Here is a 17,507-nt window from a genome sequence, read left to right on the forward strand (position 1 = left end):
CTACGCGGCAACGTCTAGCTTGACGGCACGGGCCCGCGTTTCGAGGAGGGCCAGCCACACCCGTTCGGCGAGCGCTTCGGTCTCGCGGGATAGGATCACGTGCGCGTCGGCGGAGCTGTGGTAAAGCTCCGGGTCGAACGTGTCGGAAAGTGGAATGTCGGCCAGAGGGAGCCCGAAACGCCGGTTGAGGTCTCCCGCGATGGAGCCGTCAAGATTGCTGACGTCGACGGTGTGCACAAGTTCCGGATGGCGGCGCATGAGGCTGAGAAGCGGCATCATGTGACAGACCCAGGAGCGCGCAATGGCGTCATGGTCCACCGAAAGGCGCATCTGGTCCTGCGCGTCGGCCTGCAGGGCGGTGCTGCGAACGGCAACCAGCGCGCGGCGGACAACCGAATCGATGCAGGCGCGATAGTGCCGCAGGCAGATGAGGAAGCGCGGCTTCGGCAGGACGGTGCGCCAGAAATCCACGAACAGGCAGGCCCTCGGATCCTTGAAGCCCCAGACGTCGTGCCAGGCGCTGCGCGTCGCCACATAATCCACAGCCTTGGCGCGAACCATGGGGCTGATGATCGGCACAAGCGGGTTGGGCGACAGCCAGTGCTGCCCGTTTTCGTGGAAGATGGCTTCGTGGATCGCGACAACGGCACGGTCTTCAAAATGGCCATGGGGGTTGGAGGCGTTTGCGCCCAAAAGGTCATCGCCGACAAACAGACCCGCGCGAGCGAGGTGTTGTGTCGCTGCGGACGTGCCACTGCGATGATACCCCAGAATTACCAGCTGCAAGCGCTGCCCCTGTGTCCTCCCGGCGATCTTTACGATGCCGCCGTTCCAATGTGTCATATGCGGGTGTCGTGGACGATGAAAATATCGAGGTTCATCCCGCATTCACACGATGCATAACAGGTCCGCGCATCATGAGCCGAGAAAACACCTTACAATGCGCCATAGCGTAACCAACCGTTGAACTGGGTGTGCTCTACGCCACACACGGTGAAAATTCACCAGCTGCATCGCGTCGCATCGTGTCCGCCGTTCTGGTGCGACAGGAGCCTGAGGCGCATGTGGCTTTCGCGAACATGACACGAGAGGCAAAATGGCACGTCACGCGTTGATCACCGGCATAACCGGCCAGGACGGTGCCTACCTCGCCCAGAACCTGCTTGAAAAGGGCTACGAGGTTTATGGCGTCGTACGGCGATCCAGCCATTTCGGCATCGCCGATCACCGGCTGAGGTGGCTCGGCATCGAGAAGAACGTTCACTACGTCGATGCCAACCTGACCGACCTGTCGAGCCTTTTGCGCGCGGTCGAGATCTCGCGGCCGGACGAAGTCTACAATCTGGGCGCGCAATCCTATGTGGCGTCGTCGTGGCAGCAGCCGATCCTGACCTCGCAGGTCACCGGCGTCGGCACCACCAATGTTCTGGAATCCATCCGTATCGTGAAGCCGGACGCGCGCTTTTATCAGGCGTCGTCATCAGAAATGTTCGGCCTCATCCAGGAATCGCACCAGAACGAGAGAACGCCGTTCTACCCGCGCTCGCCCTACGGTGCCGCCAAGCTGTTCGCGCACTGGATGACGGTCAACTACCGCGAGAGCTTCAATCTGCACGCCTCGTCCGGCATTCTGTTCAACCACGAGTCCCCGCTTCGGGGCATCGAGTTCGTGACCCGCAAGGTCACCGACAGTGTGGCCCAGATCAAGCTGGGCAAGAAGACCGAGCTGCGCCTCGGCAACATCGACGCCAAGCGCGACTGGGGTCACGCGCGCGATTATGTGGAAGCCATGTGGCTGATGCTCCAGCAGGACCGGCCGGACGATTATGTGGTTGCCACCGGCCGCACCACCTCGGTGCGTGACATGGTGGAAATTGCATTCCACTATGTGAACCTCGACGCCGAAGAGTTCCTGACCATCGACCCTGAACTGTTCCGTCCGGCAGAGGTGGATATCCTCCTTGGCGACGCGACCAAGGCAAGAGAGACGCTCGGCTGGTCCGCCAAGACGCCGCTCGAAGACATGATCCGCGAAATGGTCGACGCGGACCTTGCCCGCCACAGCTCCAACGCGGGCTGACGCCAGGCGCAAAGTCGGGGCACGTTCGGCAAGGCCGGCGAACGTTCTCTTGACGGACGGCACCGGGCAGGGTTCTGAACTGACCAAAGCCGATGTTCTGGCAATGAGGAGTGGGGTGTGACGAACGGGCCGATCCTAGTCACCGGAAGTGCCGGATTCGTCGGCTCGCGCCTTGTGGCAGCGCTGCGCAACGCGCGCGGCGTGCGCGTTCTGACCCATGCCCGCACCGCGGGACCGGGCGTGGATGTGGCGGCCGACCTTGCCGATGAGGCGGCGACCGCGGCAATGATTGCAAGGGTGCAGCCCTCTGCCGTGGCGCACATTGCAGGCCACGCGTCGGCTGCCACGGCGCGGACCAACCCGCGGAAAACATGGCGCGACAACCGCGACGCGTCTTATTCGCTGGCCAAGGCCATTGCCGGCAAGGCACCCAACACCGCGGTCCTTTTTGCCGGGACGGCGGAAATCTACGGCGAGAGCTTTCGCGACGGGCCCGCCGACGAGACCACCGTGCCCCGCCCACGCGGCCCGTACGCCACATCAAAACTTGCCAGCGAATATGTGCTGGACCGCACGCTGCCGCAAAGCGCCAGGCTCATCTTGTGCCGGCCGGTGAACCACACCGGGACAGGGCAGGCGGAGAATTTTGTGGTGCCGTCCTTCGCCGCGCAGATTGCCCGGATCGAGGCGGGGCTTGCCGATCCCGTGATGGACGTCGGCAATCTCGATGCCCGCCGCGATTTCATCGACGTGGACGACGTGGTGGATGCCTACGTTTCCCTGCTTCTGAACCTCGATGCCATGCCGGCGCGCACGGCGCTCAATATTGCCCGCGGCCGCTGTCAGCCGATCCGCTATGTGCTCGACCACCTGATCGGCCAGGCCAGCTGCGCCATCGAATGGCGAATCGCCAGGGAGCGCCTGCGCCCGGACGATATTGCTGAAGTCACCGTCAGGGCAGAGCGGATCGAGAACCTGATCGGATGGTCGCCCCGGATTTCGCTTGATCACACCCTCGACACTGTTCTGCGCGACAAACGGGCTCAGCAGCGTGAATTGTCAGCTTAAGTTCAAGAACGATCCACCTACGTAATACTGGTTGAACCCGATAATCCGCATTGCACCCCTGATGCTCGACACCAATCGCTTGCATTCTTGGTGCAATCGGCGGCACGCAACAGAGTGACTGAGTTTGGAGAAAAGCAATGCAGCGGAGATACCTTCCGTCATTCGGCAGCCAGCGGGGCGGACAGTCGGCTGAGCCTGCCGAACCTGCGGAGCCTGCCGCGCCTTCGGTGGAGGCGCCTGTGTCGGAAGCCGCACCGGCATTTGCTGCAGTGTGCTACGTCGACCGTTTCAGCAGAGGCGACATCGCCGGCTGGGCAACCGCAATCGACGATCCGGAGCATCCGCTGACCATCCACTTCCATGTGGAAGGGGTCCTTGTGGGCATTGCACGGGCGGACATGGTCCGCGCTGACGTGGCGAGTGCCGGCAAGGGGCCCAAGCACTGCGGCTTCCAATGGCGCATCCCCGGTCCTGTTGCCGAGTCTGTTCTTCGCTCCGGTTCTGCAATTGATGTTTCTGGCATCAATGCAAGCGGCGCCAGCGTTCATTTCACCCAACTCCACCTGCACGATGATCCCTCCATTTCCGATGCAGCCCGCGCCTTGCTGCGCCCGCTCATCGAGCAGGCCATCGTCAATTCATCGGTGTCGGCGCTGGATGCCGGCGGGCCAGACGTGGTGCACCACGACCCGGCCAGGTACCCGCTGCATGAACGCATGTTTTCGTCCGAGGGTTCGTCGAGCGGCTCGGTGAGCCATTCGCTCTCCCCCTACACCGAGTTCACACACCGCCGGCTGAACCGCGCGCCGCACAACCCGCTCGACGGGTCCGAGGCGGCAAAGAACAATTATCTGCGCTGGTATCTCGACGAGTACGGCAACGCTCGCAAGCCGCGCCGGGCCCCGCTCGGTGCTGATGAGATTTCCTACCTCAACGCCTCGGTGCCGCTGGTGGGCGTGCCCTTCAAGGCGTCCCGCATTTCGCTGTCCTATGCGATGACCGATCCGCAGGCAGCAAAACTCTTCCCGATCCACGACCTCGACCGGTACGAGGCTTTCGTGGCGTGGTGGTCCTGCGTGAAGGCCCCGGCGCTCAATTTCGAGGACTGCCTGGTCCCCGACTATTATGTCGAGGTGCTGCGGCGAATGGCGCCGAACTGGATGGGCACCAGTTTCGCGCTCTCACAGATGATGATGCGCATCTACCACGAGGAAGGCGCCAACGGAGCGCTCGACATCAACCAGGAAGCGGACCGTGTCCTGTTTCACGTCTGGTACCTGCTGCATGCGATCGGGGAGCCCGGGCTGGTGCGCTTCGTGCCCACCCGCAATCTCAGCGCGCTGCTGGAGGGGGCGCCCGGCCACACCCTGTTCGACCGTATCATTCAGTCGATCTACGGCAACGCGGCGGAACTTGCCTCAATCTTCAATGCCGAGACCTACGCAGACCTTCTGTGGCGCAAGGGTTTCGATATCACCCGCCGCCGGTTCATCTTTCGCGACGTGCGCGGCAACCGCTTCGAGGCGGCGCGCTTTCCGCCGGCAACAATGCCCTGGGACGAGCGGATCCGGCTGCAGGTCATCGGGCCGCTGCACAAGTCGTCCGGGCTTGGTCAGGCGACGCGCCTTTCGGCCGAAACGATCCAGCGTACCGGCATCGAGGCCGCTTTCGTCGACTTTGGTCTCGACAATCCGGCCCCGGTGGGGATGACCACCAACCGTGTCACCGGCAGTGAGGCGCAGCCGGCGCAGGTCAACCTCATCCACCTGAACGGCGAAACGGTGCCGATTGCGCTGGCCTACATGCCGGACGTGTTCACCGGCGCGTACAACATCGGCTATTTCTTCTGGGAGCTGTCGACGCCGGCTGCCTCGCAGCACCTGGCACTCGACCTTCTGGACGAGATCTGGGTCGCCACCGATTACGGGGTCGAGATCTACCGGACCGAGGGTGGCAAGCCCGTTCGCAATGTTGGCATGGCGTTCGACCCGGTCCCGGAACCCAGCCGCGAGGAAGCCCGCGCGTACGCCGAGCATCGCCTGCCGATCGGGCCGGATACGTTCGTCTATCTGGCGGCGTTCGATTCGTTCTCGTTCCTGGAGCGCAAGAATCCCCACGGTGTGGTGGAAGCGTTCCGCGAGGCGTTCGACCCCGGCGATGACGTGCTCCTCGTGCTCAAGACCCACAACAGAGACTTCGTGCTCGATGCCCACCAGACCATGCGGTGGGACAGGATCGTGGAGATCGCATCCACCGATCCGCGCATCGTGATCCTCAACGAAACGCTGAAGTTCGAGGATCTCATCAAGCTGAAGAAGGGTTGCGACTGCTACGTGTCGCTGCACCGTTCGGAAGGGTGGGGCTTCGGGATGATCGAGGCCATGTCCATCGGTGTGCCGGTGGTCACCACCGGCTATTCCGGCAACCTCGACTTCACGCGGCCGGACAATGCCTGGCTGGTGGATTACGACCTGATCGAGCCGCAGAACAACGAGTATTTGTTCGTGGAACGAGGCCAGGTCTGGGGCGCGCCCAAGCTGGAGAGCGCCGTGGAACAGTTGCGGGCCGTTCGCTCTGAGAAGGCCGCCCGTGAAGCGAAGGTGGAGGCCGCCCGCAGTTTCGTTCACGAGAATTTCTCGCTGGATGCGCAAGCCCGGAAATACCGCGCACGCCTCGACGAGATTTTCGCCATGCTCGACGCCAGAGGCAAATGACAGACCGGCGGAGCGCGCAGCGGGATCGTTCCGCCGTGCTTCGCGGGGCGGTAGTGGCCAGCGGCCAGGCCGCCCCCGCCGGGCCGTCACGCGCCTGCGCGGCCAGTTTCATCCGGCAGGTCGGTCTGGCTGCGCTTGTCGTCTGGCTCGGGACCGTGGCGCTGGCGCAGGCGCAATCCACGCCACCGGCCGTCCGGACAGAAGCCCCGGCCATTATTGTGCCGCGTCCGCCGGCAGAACTTCTGGTGCCCCCGGCCCGAGCGTCACGGACTGACGCGCCTCTGCCGGATGCTGCGCCCCTGCCGGATGCCGCTGCGGTGCCGAGCCGCGATGCTGGCGAAGGCGTTGCAGCAGGACCGGCCGGTCTGGATGGCACCTCGGTTCAGACCGGCAGCCCCGACAGCGAGGCGTTGATCGAGACCGAGATCACTCCGGTGCTGAACCAGTTTGCAGCGTCCGCGCTGCGCCTGCAAAACGCGGTGATCCGCCATTGCGCGGTGCCGTCTGCCGCCAGCGAAGAGGGGCTGCGCGCCGATTTTGCGGCGGCCGTCGCAGACAGTGCAGGCATTTTGCCGCTCTCCTTCGGATCGGCAGAGGCGCAGAACGCGCCCTCGTTCTTTCTGACCAACGTGGGCAGCAGCGTTTTCAGCACCAGCCAACTGAACGCGATGATGTCCGGCCGCCGGCCGGTCCCACGCAATCTCGCGGAGCTGCGCACGCTCGATCAGGCGCGGCCGCTGATGGGCCTGCCTGCTCTTGAGCGTCTTCTCATCGCAAAAAATCACACCCGTGCGGAAAGCCTCGCCAACCGCTGCCGGCTGGCGCTCATCGTGGCGGCCAACATCGAGGGCAAGGCGCGGTCGCTGCGCGACACCTGGCGCACTGGCCAGGTGGAGCCGCATTGGCGCGGCGACGGCATAGAGCTGGCGGACCGGCTGCGGCTGCGCGATCTCATCCAGGGCGCCATCAACACGATCGACATCCTGAACCGCGATGCCCGGCAATATGCCGCTTCCCCCAGCGCCAACCCCGCCCTGCCGTTCGCCTCGCCGGACATCGGGCGGATCTATCTTGTGGCAGTGGTCGACGGATTGACGCGCCAGATGCGATGCCTGCGCCGGTTTGAGGCGGACTACAGCCAGTCGGGCACGCTCCTGCGCGAGATCGAGCGCGCCTTTGCCGTAGGCCGCGCGCGTCTCCAGAATGACCAGACCGTGACCGATGGCGGCGTGATGGTCGCCTTCACGCAAGCCCATACCGACATCATCGAACGCCTGCCGATTGTGTTCGAATTCGACGCGACGGCGTTCGACCGCGTTGTCACGTCATTTGAAGATCCCGCACGGCCGGAGCGGCCCTGACGCCTCGTGCCGCCAGCGCGCTATCCGGACCGCAGGCGATCGATCGCCCGGCGGCGCTCAAACAGGGTGAGGAGCGCGCGCAGGCCCGGCCCGCGCTTGCCGCGTAGGTCCCGGTCGGTGGCGACCACAAGGCGCGCGTCGTCGGTGGCGGCGGCAAGAAGGTCGCCATGGACGGCAACATCGGCAAACCTGAACGCGGGCGCGCCGGACTGGCGCGTGCCAAGCAGCTCGCCTTCACCGCGCAGCTTCAGGTCGTCCTCGGCAATGCGGAAGCCGTCGTTGGTGGCGCGCATGGTGTCGAGACGCTGCTTGGCGATGACCCCCAGCGGCGACTTGTAGAGGAGGAGGCAGTGGGATGGCCGGTCCCCGCGCCCCACACGGCCGCGCAGCTGGTGAAGTTGCGACAGGCCGAACCGCTCCGCATGCTCGATGACCATGATCGTCGCGTCCGGCACGTCGACACCCACCTCAACCACGGTGGTGGCGACCAGCACCTTGAACGTGCCGTCGCGAAAGGCGGTCATCACCCGCTCGCGCTCCGCCGTCGGCGTCTTGCCATGAACGAGGCCGACCACGTTGCCGAGCCGCTTTGACAGCGCGCGGTGGCGGCTGGTGGCGGCCTCCACGTCCATCGCCACGTTTTCCTCCACCAGCGGGCAGACCCAGTAGGCCTTCTCGCCGCGCGCCAACGCTGCGGCGAGGCGCTCGACCACGGCATCGGTGTGGCTCTGGGAGACGGCGCGGGTCTCGATGGGCTGGCGGCCGGCAGGCTTGTCGGTAAGGCGCGAGACGTCCATGTCGCCAAATTGCGCCAGCACCAGGGTGCGGGGGATCGGCGTTGCCGTCATCACCAGAAGGTCGGAGCTGGGGCCTTTTTCCGACAGCGCCATCCGCTGGTGGACGCCGAAGCGGTGCTGCTCGTCCACCACCACCAGCGCCAGATCCTTGAACGCGACGCTGGTCTGGAAGAGGGCGTGGGTGCCGACCGCAACGGTGGCCGAGCCATCGGCCAGCGCCGCCTGGGCCGCGTTGCGCTCCCCGTCCGGCACACGGCCCGTCACCAGCCGTACATTGATACCAAGGGGCGCCAGGTAGCGCGACAGCGTTTCGTGGTGCTGGCGGGCGACAAGGTCGGTGGGGGCCATGATGGCAGTCTGGCCGCCGCTTCCGGCCGCCATCACGGCCGCGAACAGGGCGACCATGGTCTTGCCGGCGCCCACATCGCCCTGGATAAGGCGGATCATCCGGTTGGGCGAGGCGAGATCGCCCGACACCTCGGCGATGGCAAGCCGCTGCGAGCCCGTCAGCGGGAAGGGCAGGGCGGCTTGCAGCTTCTCCAGCACATCCGGGTCCCACTTGCGCGCGACGCCCTTTTTCGTCCGTTCGCGATCGCGCACGATTGCCAGTGCGAGCTGGCTTGCCAGAAGTTCGTCATAGGCAAGGCGGCGCCGGGGCGGCGACAGAGGCTCGATGTCGGCCGGCGTTTCGGGACGGTGGACGGACCGCAGCGCATCGGCGAACGACGGGAACTTCTCGCGGTTGGCAAACGGCACGTCGAGCCAGTCGTCGATATCGCTCAAGGTTTCCAGCGCTGCTGCGACGACGCCGGTGAGAACGCCGCCCGTCAGCCCCTGCGTGAGGGGGTAGACGGGTTCGAGGCCGAAGGTCTCGTCCAGCGGTGCGTCCGGGCCATCGACGCGCTGGGTGCGGTCGGGATGGGGCATCTGCGGGCGGCCCTCCCACCACTCCACGGTGCCCGATACGCGCACCCAGTCGCCAATCGGGAAGGCGGCGGCCAGCCATTGCTCGCCACCGCGGAAATAAAGGATCGTCAGCGTCCCGGTCTCATCCTCGCCGAAGATGCGGGAGGGGGCGCCCGGCCGGCGCGAGCCCTCGTGCCGCACGATCTTCACCGTGAACGTCGCGACGTGCTTGTCCGGCGCATCGGCGACATGGGTCAGCTTTCGCCGGTCGATCAGACCGACGGGGAGGTGCGACAGAACGTCGAAAACGCGGGTTTCCGCCGCGCTTTCCCTGCCGGAAAGGTGGGCAAGGCGGTCCGCCCGCGCGGGACCGACGCCCGCAAGGCGATTGACCGAACGGGTTAACGGACCGATATCGAGAAGACCACTCACACCGACGCTCCGATCCGGGAGCGGCGGCACGCCTGCGTTCGGCGCCACGCCGCTCGCCGCATCATACACTCGGAGTTCCGATGTCCGGCACCACGCGCTCCTCCGCCAATCTCGCCCCGCGCCGCAAGCGGCTCATCTTCCAGGCCTGGCACCGCGGCACGCGCGAGATGGACTTGCTGATGGGCATGTTCACCGACGAGCACATCGATACCTTCACCGATGCGGAACTTACCGAGTTCGAGACGCTTCTCAATGTACCGGACACTGTACTCTACCGTTGGATCACGGAGCAGGACGAGGTGCCGGACAATCATCGCTGCGCCATCCTCGATAAGATAATTTCCTTCCACAAGAGCCGCGTCCCATGAGTTCAAAGACAAAGGGCAAGGCACTTTCCCTTGCCGAGATTCGTGACGCGGCAAAACCGTCACTGAAGCCGCTCACCTCGGAGGACCTACCGCCCGCCGTCACCGTGGACAATGTCCCCGACGGGATGGAGGGCGATGTGCTGGCAACGCTTGCCCATTCGCGGACGATGCCGGTGGTGTTTGTGGCGCGCGACGGCAACCGCCAGAAGGAGGCCGAACAGGCGCTCGCCTTTTACGCGCCGGACGTGCGCGTCATCCGCCTGCCGGCGTGGGACTGCATGCCCTACGACCGTGCATCCCCCTCCGCCGTGGTTCAGGCGCGCCGCACCGCAGCCTTCGCCACGCTCGCCACCGGGGTCAGCGGCCCTGCGGTGGTGATGACCACCGCCAACGCGATCATCCAGCGCGCCCCGCCGCCGGAAACCGTGCGGGACGGCGTGCGCATCCACGCCGCCGGCGCCGACGTGCCGATGGACGATGTGGTCGCATGGCTGGAGCGCAACGCCTTCGTGCGCACCCCCACGGTGCGCGAGGCCGGCGAATTTGCGGTGCGCGGCGGCATTGTCGACCTTTATGCCCCCGGCACCACGGAGCCCGTCCGGCTCGACTTCTTCGGCGATACGCTTGAGACCATCCGCCCGTTCGACCCCGAGAGCCAGCGCACCACCGGCCAGTGGAAGGAGATCGCGCTGATCCCCATGAGCGAGGTGGTGCTGACAGACGACAGCATCAGCCTGTTCCGCGAGGGGTACCTGCGCCACTTCGGTGCCGCGACCAAGGACGATGTCCTCTACCACTCAGTGTCCGAAGGCGTGCGCGCGGCGGGCATCGAACACTGGCTGCCGCTGTTCCACGAAAAGCTTGCCTCCGTGTTCGATTATGTGCCCGGTGCCCCGGTGGTGCTCGATCATCTTGCCGAAGATGCCATTGCCAAGCGCATCGGCGAGATCGAAGACCATTTTGCCGCGCGCGGAACAGCGCTGGACGCAGTGTCGATGGGCGCGCCCTACCACCCGCTGCCCACTAACGAACTCTATCTGACCGGGCAGACGCCGGCGCAGATCTTCGAGGCGCATACGCTGATCCGCCTGTCGCCGTTCGCGACGCCGGACGGCAACGTCCTGCCGATCCCCGCTGGCGGCAAGGTGGGCCGCAGTTTCGCTGCCGAGCGGGCCGCCGAAAACGTCAACATTTTCGGCGCGCTCATCGATCACGTGAAGAATCTGCAAAAGGACGGTTTGCGCGCCATTATCGCCGCATGGTCCGAAGGTTCGCGCGATCGCCTGTCCCAGGTTCTGGTGGACCAGGGGCTGACGCGGGTGGAGCGGATCGCGTCGTTCGACGCGGCGATGGCGCTGGACAAGGGCGTGACCGCGCTTGCCGTGATGGAGCTGGAAGAGGGATTTCAGACCCCGGACTATGCCATCATTGCCGAGCAGGACGTGCTGGGCGACCGGCTCGTCTCCGGCGCCCGGCGCCGCAAGAAGGACGCCAACGTCCTCACCGAGGCCTCGTCTCTGGCGGAAGGCGACCTTGTCGTCCATGCTGACCATGGCATCGGCCGCTTCATCGGCCTGAAAACGCTGGAGGCCGCCGGCGCCCCGCACGACTGCGTGGAGATCGCCTACCAGAAGGACGACAAGCTCTACCTCCCGGTGGAGAACATCGACCTGTTGTCGCGCTACGGCAGCGATTCGGGCGATGTGACGCTCGACCGCCTCGGCGGGGCCGGCTGGCAGGCGCGCAAGGCCAAGATGAAAGCCCGCGTGCGCGAGATCGCGGACGAGCTGATCAAGACCGCCGCTGCCCGGATGATGAAGACCGCTCCCGTGATCGAGCCGCCCACCGGCGTCTACGACGAGTTCGTCGCCAAATTCCCCTACGACGAGACGGAAGATCAGCTCGCCGCCATCGACAGCGTCGCCGAGGATCTGGCGAAGGGCATGCCGATGGATCGCCTCGTCTGCGGCGATGTCGGCTTCGGCAAGACGGAAGTGGCGATCCGCGCCGCGTTCCTCACCGTGATGACCGGCCGGCAGGTGGCGCTGATCGTCCCCACCACGCTCCTTGCGCGCCAGCACTACAAAACGTTTGTCGAGCGCTTCAAAGGCCTTCCGGTGCGCGTTGCGCAGGCCTCGCGGCTTGTCGGCACCAAGGAGATGAAAAATGTCCGCGAGGGGCTGAAGACAGGCGATGTGGATCTCATCATCGGCACCCACGCGCTGCTGTCCAAGTCCATCGAGTTCCGCGACCTGGCGCTGCTGATCGTCGACGAGGAGCAGAAATTCGGCGTCAAGCACAAGGAGGCGCTGAAGGCGCTCAAGTCCGATGTGCACGTGCTGACGCTGTCGGCGACGCCGATCCCGCGCACCATGCAGCTTGCGCTGACGGGCGTGCGCGAACTTTCCATGATTGCCACGGCGCCGATGGACCGGCTTGCGGTGCGCACCTTCATCGCGCCGTTCGACCCGCTCACCATCCGCGAGGCGCTTCTGCGCGAAAAATACCGCGGCGGCCAGACCTACTATGTGTGCCCCCGCGTCTCCGATCTTGCGAGCCAGAAGGAGTTTCTGGAGAAACACGTTCCGGAGGTAAAGGTGGCGGTCGCCAACGGGCAGATGAGCCCCACCGCGCTCGACGACGTGATGAACGCCTTCTACGACGGCCAGTACGATGTGCTGCTCGCCACCACCATCGTGGAAGCCGGCCTCGACATCCCGACCGCCAACACGCTGATCGTCCACCGTGCGGACATGTTCGGCCTGTCGCAGCTCTACCAGATCCGCGGCCGCGTCGGCCGTGCCAAGACCCGCGCCTATGCGCTCCTCACGACGCCGGTCGACAAGACGCTGACCGCCACGGCCCAGCGCCGCCTCAAAGTGTTGCAGTCGCTCGACAATCTTGGCGCAGGCTTCCAGCTCGCCTCCCACGATCTCGACATACGCGGCGCCGGCAACCTTCTGGGCGAAGAACAGTCCGGCCACATCAAGGAGGTGGGGTTCGAGCTTTACCAGTCGATGCTGGAGGAGGCGGTTGCGAGCCTCAAGTCCGGCTCGGACGAGGAGGCGGCGGATTCGTGGTCGCCGCAGATTTCGGTCGGCATTCCGGTGCTGATCCCGGAGGACTACATCCCCGACCTGCAGCTTCGCATGTCGCTCTACCGCCGCCTTGCGGACCTCGCCGACGCGCGCGAGATCGACGCCTTCGGCGCCGAGATGGTCGACCGCTTCGGCCCGATCCCCGAGGAGGTCGAGTGGCTGCTCAAGATCGTCTACATCAAGTCCCTCTGCCGCCGCGCCAACGTGGAGAAGATCGACGCCGGCCCCAAGGGCTGCGTCGTCACCCTGCGCGGCAACGAGTTCGCCAACGCGGCCGGCCTGGTGCAGCTGATCGCGTCCGAGGGCTCGTCGGCCAAGGTTAGGCCGGACCACAAGCTGGTCTTCATCCGCGACTGGCCGGATGCGACGGAGCGGACGAAGGGGGTCGCGGTGTTGCTGGCGAAGCTTGCGAAGCTGGCGGAGGTGGAGACGCGGGCTGCGGCGTGATCGTCACCTTGTTGAAGCGATCATCATCTTATTGAGTAGAAAATTAGGTTTCCCCTACCTCATGGTGTCATATATTTCTCCAAATCATTGAGGGGTTTGCGTGAGCGAAAATCTATATTTACGCCTCAAATACACGGGCGATGATGCCCGCAGGCATGTCCTGCCCGCATATTACGCCGGCGAGTCATTGGCGGGTTTCTCACGTATTGCGGAAATCGCGTTATATTATGCGGCGCACGGTGTCGTTCGGTATAGGCGTCCTAGAAGTGAATTTTTCTCAATCTATGTACACCCGCCAAGAGCAGGGTCATTCGAGAGTTTTCTAGAAATAGCTGGCAATTTAGGGGGCTTTACGCTCCTATCTGGTGTTCCAGCATCGCTTGTGGCAGCCGCTACCTACGATGTTTTAAAATACACACTGCTTCGCGTTACTGGGCGAGATGCCAAACCGCCCTTGGACGTACTTGCACAACCTCTTTCTCCACATAGCGCCAATATTGAAGCGGTTATCGATGCTGTCGAACCGTCAGCTCGGCGCTTTCAAAATGTGATTGGGGATGGTGCAAATAAAATTTATGTAATAAATGCGCACGGCAGTACAATAAACTTTAACGATGAGACTAAATCATATGTCAATCATTCGCAGAATAACAGAGAAGTTCGCGGTAAGGTATTTAGCGTTCACAGCTTCAATGTAAACTCTGGATATGGACGGGTTTATGACCAAGAATTGCGACGAAGTATTCCATTTCAGATTCAGGAAACTGCGAACCCTAAAACGAAATCGATTATCGCAAGAAGCCTTAATCAGTATGCAAACGAGCAGGAATCATGGATAAACCTCACCTTTACAAGTATCGATGGCCCTAGAGGGCGACCCAAAAAAATACTCATTAGTAATGCAAATATCGATAGTATCTAAATGTGGTGAGGAGGCCGCAACAGCATTTAGATCTACCGCAGTTCGACTTAAAGTGGGTTTCGCTCCTGCGCCACCTGCCGAATAGCCCCCTCCAGCACATCCGCTGGCTGCGCGCCCGATACCGCATACTTCCCGTCCAGAATGAAGCACGGCACGCCCTGTACGCCGATCGCCTGGGCGTGGACGATTTCCGCTTCCGTCTCCGCCAGATCGGCGTCGGTGGCCAGCAGGCGGGCGACCACCTCGCCGTCCATGCCGGCGGCCTTGGCCGCGTCCACCAGCACCGCGTAGTCGGTCAGGTTCGCCCCCTCAACAAAGTAAAGCGCGAACAGGCGCTCCACCACGGCGTCCTGAAGGCCCTCAATGCCGGCCCAGCGGATCAGGCGGTGGGCGTCCAGCGTGTTGGGGGAGACCTCGATCCTGTCGAACGCGAAGGGGATGGCTTCGTCTGCCCCCGCGGCGCTGATGCGGCCGTAGATCTCGGCGATCCGCTCCGCGCTGCCGAACTTGTCTTCCAGGTACTGGCGGCGGTCCTTGCCGCCGGGCGGGATGGTCGGGTCGAGCTGGTAGGGGTGCCACTCCACCTTCACCGGCACGTCGTGGGCGGCCTCAAGGGCCTTTTCCAGGCGGCGCTTGCCGATGAAGCACCACGGGCACATCACGTCGGAGATGACGTCGATCTTCAGCGGCTCGAGGGCCGAGGCGTCAATATTCATGGCTTCACCCACCAGGTTTCCCATTCCACGCCCGCAAGCGATTGTTTGTCCGGATGCCCGAGGCGCGTGGAATAGGCAATCCACTGCATCGGCTTGTTGAAGAGCGGCACCACATATTCGCCCGCCAGAAGCACGCGGTCGAGCGCCCGTACGGCGGTGATGAAATCTTCCCGTTCGGTGGCCGCCAGCATGGCAGAGACCATGGCATCCACCGCCGGCTCGCGCACGCCGGCATAATTGAGCGTGCCCTCGATGTCGGCCGCTTCGCTGGACCAGCGGCCCATCTGTTCGTTGCCGGGCGAAAGGGAGGCAGACCAGTAGGTGCGGATCATGTCGAAGTCGAAGTCGCGCAGCCGTTCATAATATTGGCCGGGGTCGACGTAGCGCACCTCCGCCTCGATGCCGATGGGCTTCAGCATCCGTTGGTAGGCCAGCGCCAGCCGCTCGTCGTCCCGGAGCGCCACGAGCAGCTCGAAGCGGAACGGGTTGCCGCCAGCGTCCACCAGCTTGCCCCCGTCCACACGCCAGCCCGCTTCGTTCAGAAGCGCCAATGCGGCGCGGATGTTTGTGCGGTCGCGGCCGGACCCGTCGGATTGAGGCGGCGCCCAGGTGCCGTTCATAATGTCCTCCGGGACGACCTCGGCAAACGGGGCGAGGAGGGCCCTTTCGGCATCGCTGGCGGGAAGACCGGTGGATTGCAGCTCGGAGCTTTCAAAAAAGCTCTCCGTCCGGTCGCGCAGACCGAAGAACATCTGCCGGTTCACCCACTCGAAATCGAACAGGAGGTTCATCGCCTTGCGCACGCGCAGGTCGTCGAACGGCGCGCGGCGGGTGTTCATGGCAAAGGCCCACATGCCGCGCGGCTGCCCGGTGGGGATCTCCCAGCGCTCGATCCGGCCATCGCGCATGGCGGGAAAATCGTAGCCCTGCGCCCAGCGCCCGGCGTCCGCCTCCATGAAGGCGTCGATCTCGCCGCTCTTGAACGCCTCGAACATGGTCGTTTCATCGCGATAATAGAGGAAGCGCACGAATTCGGCGTTGTAGCGGCCCTGGTTGAGCGGGTTGTCGTTGCCCCAATAATCGGGGTTGCGGCGGAAGGTGAGCGCGCGGCCGGGGTCGACCTTGTCGATGACATAGGGGCCGGTGCCGGGCGGCGGGGTGAGGGTGGTCTTCTCGAAGGTTTCGGGATCGGTGGCGTGGGCCGGCAGGATCGGCATCACGCCCAGGATCAGCGGAAACTCGCGGTCGTTGGCATTGGGAAAGCGGAAGATGACGGTTTGATCGTCCGGCGTCTCCACGCTTTCGATCCGCTTGTAATAACTGCGCTGGAACGGCCATCCCTTTTCGCGCAGGAGCTCCATGGTAAAAACCACGTCCTCGGCCGTCACCGGCTCACCGTCCGAAAACGCTGCCTTGGGGTTGATCTTGAAGGTGATGGCATCGCGCTCCGGCGGCACGATCACCTCTTCGGCCAGGAAGCCGTAGAGGCTGAACGCCTCGTCGCGGCTGCGCTCCAGGAGGCTCTCGTAGACGAGATTGCCGAAATAGAGGAGGTCGCGCAGCCCCTCGGCGGTGGTGCCGCGGGGGATCATCGGATTGAGATTGTCGAAGCTGCCCAGAACGCCGAAGGTGATGGTGCCGCCCTGCGGCGCATCAGGATTTGCGTAGGGAAGGGGCTCACCCGGCGCCAGTGCCGGCGCCCCGTGCATCGCGACGCCATGGGTCGGCGGTTCGGCGCGCACAGGCGCGCCAAGGCCGATTGAGACGAGAAACATTGCCGCAATGAGCCACGTGCGGGCGATGTTGTCCCATATTTTACGGTTCATCATCATTCATATCCTAGCCATTTTCGCTCATGCGGTCTATTCCGCACCATGGATGGAGCGCGCGCACGTTCCAAAGCAAGAGACTCTTTATTGGGGGACAGTAGACATGCGTTTTAGTTCGATCGGCAGCGCCCTGGCGCTCTTCGTCGCGGTCGCAGGCGCGAGCGCGGTGCCTGCCACGGCACAGCAGGCCCAGCCCGAAGAAAACAACTGGCTGAAGATCTGTAACACCGACCCGCAGGCCAACAAGCCCGTCTGCCTCATCACGCAGGAGCTGCGCACCGATGCCGGGCAGTTCCTGACGTCCATCGCGATTCGCGAAACACCCGGCGAAGCACGCAAGACACTGATTTCATCCGTGCCGGTGGGGATGCTCATCGTGCCCGGCGTCCAGATGCAGATCGATGGCGGGGCACCTGCGGAAGCGAAATACTCCATCTGCTTTCCCAACGCCTGTTATGCAGAGCTGCCCATCGATGCCGGCTTCATCAGCCGGTTGAAGGCTGGCGGCAAGCTGCAGATCACCACAATCAACCAGCAGGCCAAGCAGGTTCGCTTCGACATGTCGCTGATCGGCTTCACCGCCGCTTATGACGGTGAGGGGATCGACCCGCAGGCCCTGCAGCAGAAGCAGCAGGATCTGCAGAGCGAGCTGAACAAGAAGGCGCAGGAAGCACGGGACCGTCTGGTTGCCGAACAGCGCCGCGCTCTGGACGAAGCGTCCAGCAACTAGGGGCGGTTGGCGGGGCGCGGGCCGGTTGCCCGCACCCCG

The 17,507-nt window shown here is 64.1% G+C and carries 12 protein-coding genes; 8 read left to right on the plus strand and 4 right to left on the minus strand.

Annotated elements, in window-relative coordinates; all coding sequences use genetic code 11:
- Positions 1-786, minus strand: coding sequence for a hypothetical protein (locus RDV64_RS19150; RefSeq protein ID WP_309196561.1), 786 nt, complete (start codon positions 784-786; stop codon positions 1-3).
- A gap of 310 nt (positions 787-1,096) precedes the next feature.
- On the opposite strand from RDV64_RS19150, the gene gmd reads away from it, so the two are divergent.
- From gmd to RDV64_RS19170, 4 genes are all read left to right on the plus strand, one after another.
- Entirely contained in the window at positions 1,097-2,080 is a 984-nt protein-coding gene (gene gmd, locus RDV64_RS19155) for a GDP-mannose 4,6-dehydratase (protein ID WP_309196562.1), read from the plus strand.
- Between the two features lie 117 nt (positions 2,081-2,197).
- A complete protein-coding gene (locus RDV64_RS19160) occupies positions 2,198-3,148 on the plus strand; it encodes an NAD-dependent epimerase/dehydratase family protein (RefSeq protein ID WP_309196563.1) in 951 nt (316 codons plus the stop codon).
- A 137-nt stretch (positions 3,149-3,285) separates the two neighbouring features.
- The gene (locus RDV64_RS19165; RefSeq protein WP_309196564.1) at positions 3,286-5,862 is read left to right on the plus strand and encodes a glycosyltransferase; all 2,577 of its coding nucleotides are present in this window, start codon (positions 3,286-3,288) and stop codon (positions 5,860-5,862) included.
- Entirely contained in the window at positions 5,859-7,223 is a 1,365-nt protein-coding gene (locus RDV64_RS19170) for an imelysin family protein (protein WP_309196565.1), read from the plus strand. Before RDV64_RS19165 ends, RDV64_RS19170 begins: the two co-directional genes overlap by 4 nt.
- Before the next feature lie 20 nt (positions 7,224-7,243).
- Here the strand turns inward: RDV64_RS19170 and recG are convergent, their stop codons facing one another.
- Positions 7,244-9,358: an ATP-dependent DNA helicase RecG gene (gene recG, locus RDV64_RS19175; RefSeq protein ID WP_309196566.1), complete on the minus strand. Its 2,115-nt coding sequence runs from the start codon at positions 9,356-9,358 to the stop codon at positions 7,244-7,246.
- Between the two features lie 80 nt (positions 9,359-9,438).
- Between recG and RDV64_RS19180 the strand changes: the two genes are divergently transcribed.
- The 3 genes from RDV64_RS19180 (at position 9,439) to RDV64_RS19190 (ending at position 14,193) form a co-directional block, all read left to right on the plus strand.
- Entirely contained in the window at positions 9,439-9,726 is a 288-nt protein-coding gene (locus RDV64_RS19180) for a succinate dehydrogenase assembly factor 2 (protein ID WP_309196567.1), read from the plus strand.
- Positions 9,727-9,851: 125 nt separating this feature from the next.
- Positions 9,852-13,271, plus strand: coding sequence for a transcription-repair coupling factor (mfd, locus tag RDV64_RS19185; RefSeq protein ID WP_309199548.1), 3,420 nt, complete (start codon positions 9,852-9,854; stop codon positions 13,269-13,271).
- 100 nt (positions 13,272-13,371) lie between these two features.
- A complete protein-coding gene (locus RDV64_RS19190; RefSeq protein WP_309196568.1) occupies positions 13,372-14,193 on the plus strand; it encodes a hypothetical protein in 822 nt (273 codons plus the stop codon).
- A gap of 47 nt (positions 14,194-14,240) precedes the next feature.
- On the opposite strand, the gene RDV64_RS19195 is transcribed toward RDV64_RS19190, so the two are convergent.
- Both RDV64_RS19195 and RDV64_RS19200 read right to left on the minus strand, forming a co-directional pair.
- Positions 14,241-14,909: a DsbA family oxidoreductase gene (locus RDV64_RS19195; protein ID WP_309196569.1), complete on the minus strand. Its 669-nt coding sequence runs from the start codon at positions 14,907-14,909 to the stop codon at positions 14,241-14,243.
- Positions 14,906-16,735: an extracellular solute-binding protein gene (locus RDV64_RS19200; RefSeq protein ID WP_309196570.1), complete on the minus strand. Its 1,830-nt coding sequence runs from the start codon at positions 16,733-16,735 to the stop codon at positions 14,906-14,908. The genes RDV64_RS19195 and RDV64_RS19200 overlap by 4 nt, the downstream gene beginning before the upstream one ends.
- On the opposite strand from RDV64_RS19200, the gene RDV64_RS19205 reads away from it, so the two are divergent.
- A complete protein-coding gene (locus tag RDV64_RS19205; RefSeq protein ID WP_309196571.1) occupies positions 16,692-17,468 on the plus strand; it encodes an invasion associated locus B family protein in 777 nt (258 codons plus the stop codon). The two genes, RDV64_RS19200 and RDV64_RS19205, sit on opposite strands and share 44 nt — an antisense overlap.
- The last annotated feature ends 39 nt before the right edge of the window (positions 17,469-17,507 follow it).

Origin of the sequence: Acuticoccus sp. MNP-M23 (assembly GCF_031195445.1) — a bacterium.
Classification (GTDB): domain Bacteria; phylum Pseudomonadota; class Alphaproteobacteria; order Rhizobiales; family Amorphaceae; genus Acuticoccus.

Coding starts and splice junctions, on each gene's coding strand:
- mfd (WP_309199548.1), top strand. CDS start 9,852: ATGGAGGGCGATGTGCTGGCAACGCTTGCCCATTCGCGGACGATGCCG.
- RDV64_RS19170 (WP_309196565.1), top strand. CDS start 5,859: ATGACAGACCGGCGGAGCGCGCAGCGGGATCGTTCCGCCGTGCTTCGC.
- RDV64_RS19180 (WP_309196567.1), top strand. CDS start 9,439: ATGTCCGGCACCACGCGCTCCTCCGCCAATCTCGCCCCGCGCCGCAAG.
- RDV64_RS19205 (WP_309196571.1), top strand. CDS start 16,692: ATGAGCCACGTGCGGGCGATGTTGTCCCATATTTTACGGTTCATCATC.
- RDV64_RS19165 (WP_309196564.1), top strand. CDS start 3,286: ATGCAGCGGAGATACCTTCCGTCATTCGGCAGCCAGCGGGGCGGACAG.
- RDV64_RS19200 (WP_309196570.1), bottom strand. CDS start 16,735: ATGAACCGTAAAATATGGGACAACATCGCCCGCACGTGGCTCATTGCG.
- RDV64_RS19195 (WP_309196569.1), bottom strand. CDS start 14,909: ATGAATATTGACGCCTCGGCCCTCGAGCCGCTGAAGATCGACGTCATC.
- gmd (WP_309196562.1), top strand. CDS start 1,097: ATGGCACGTCACGCGTTGATCACCGGCATAACCGGCCAGGACGGTGCC.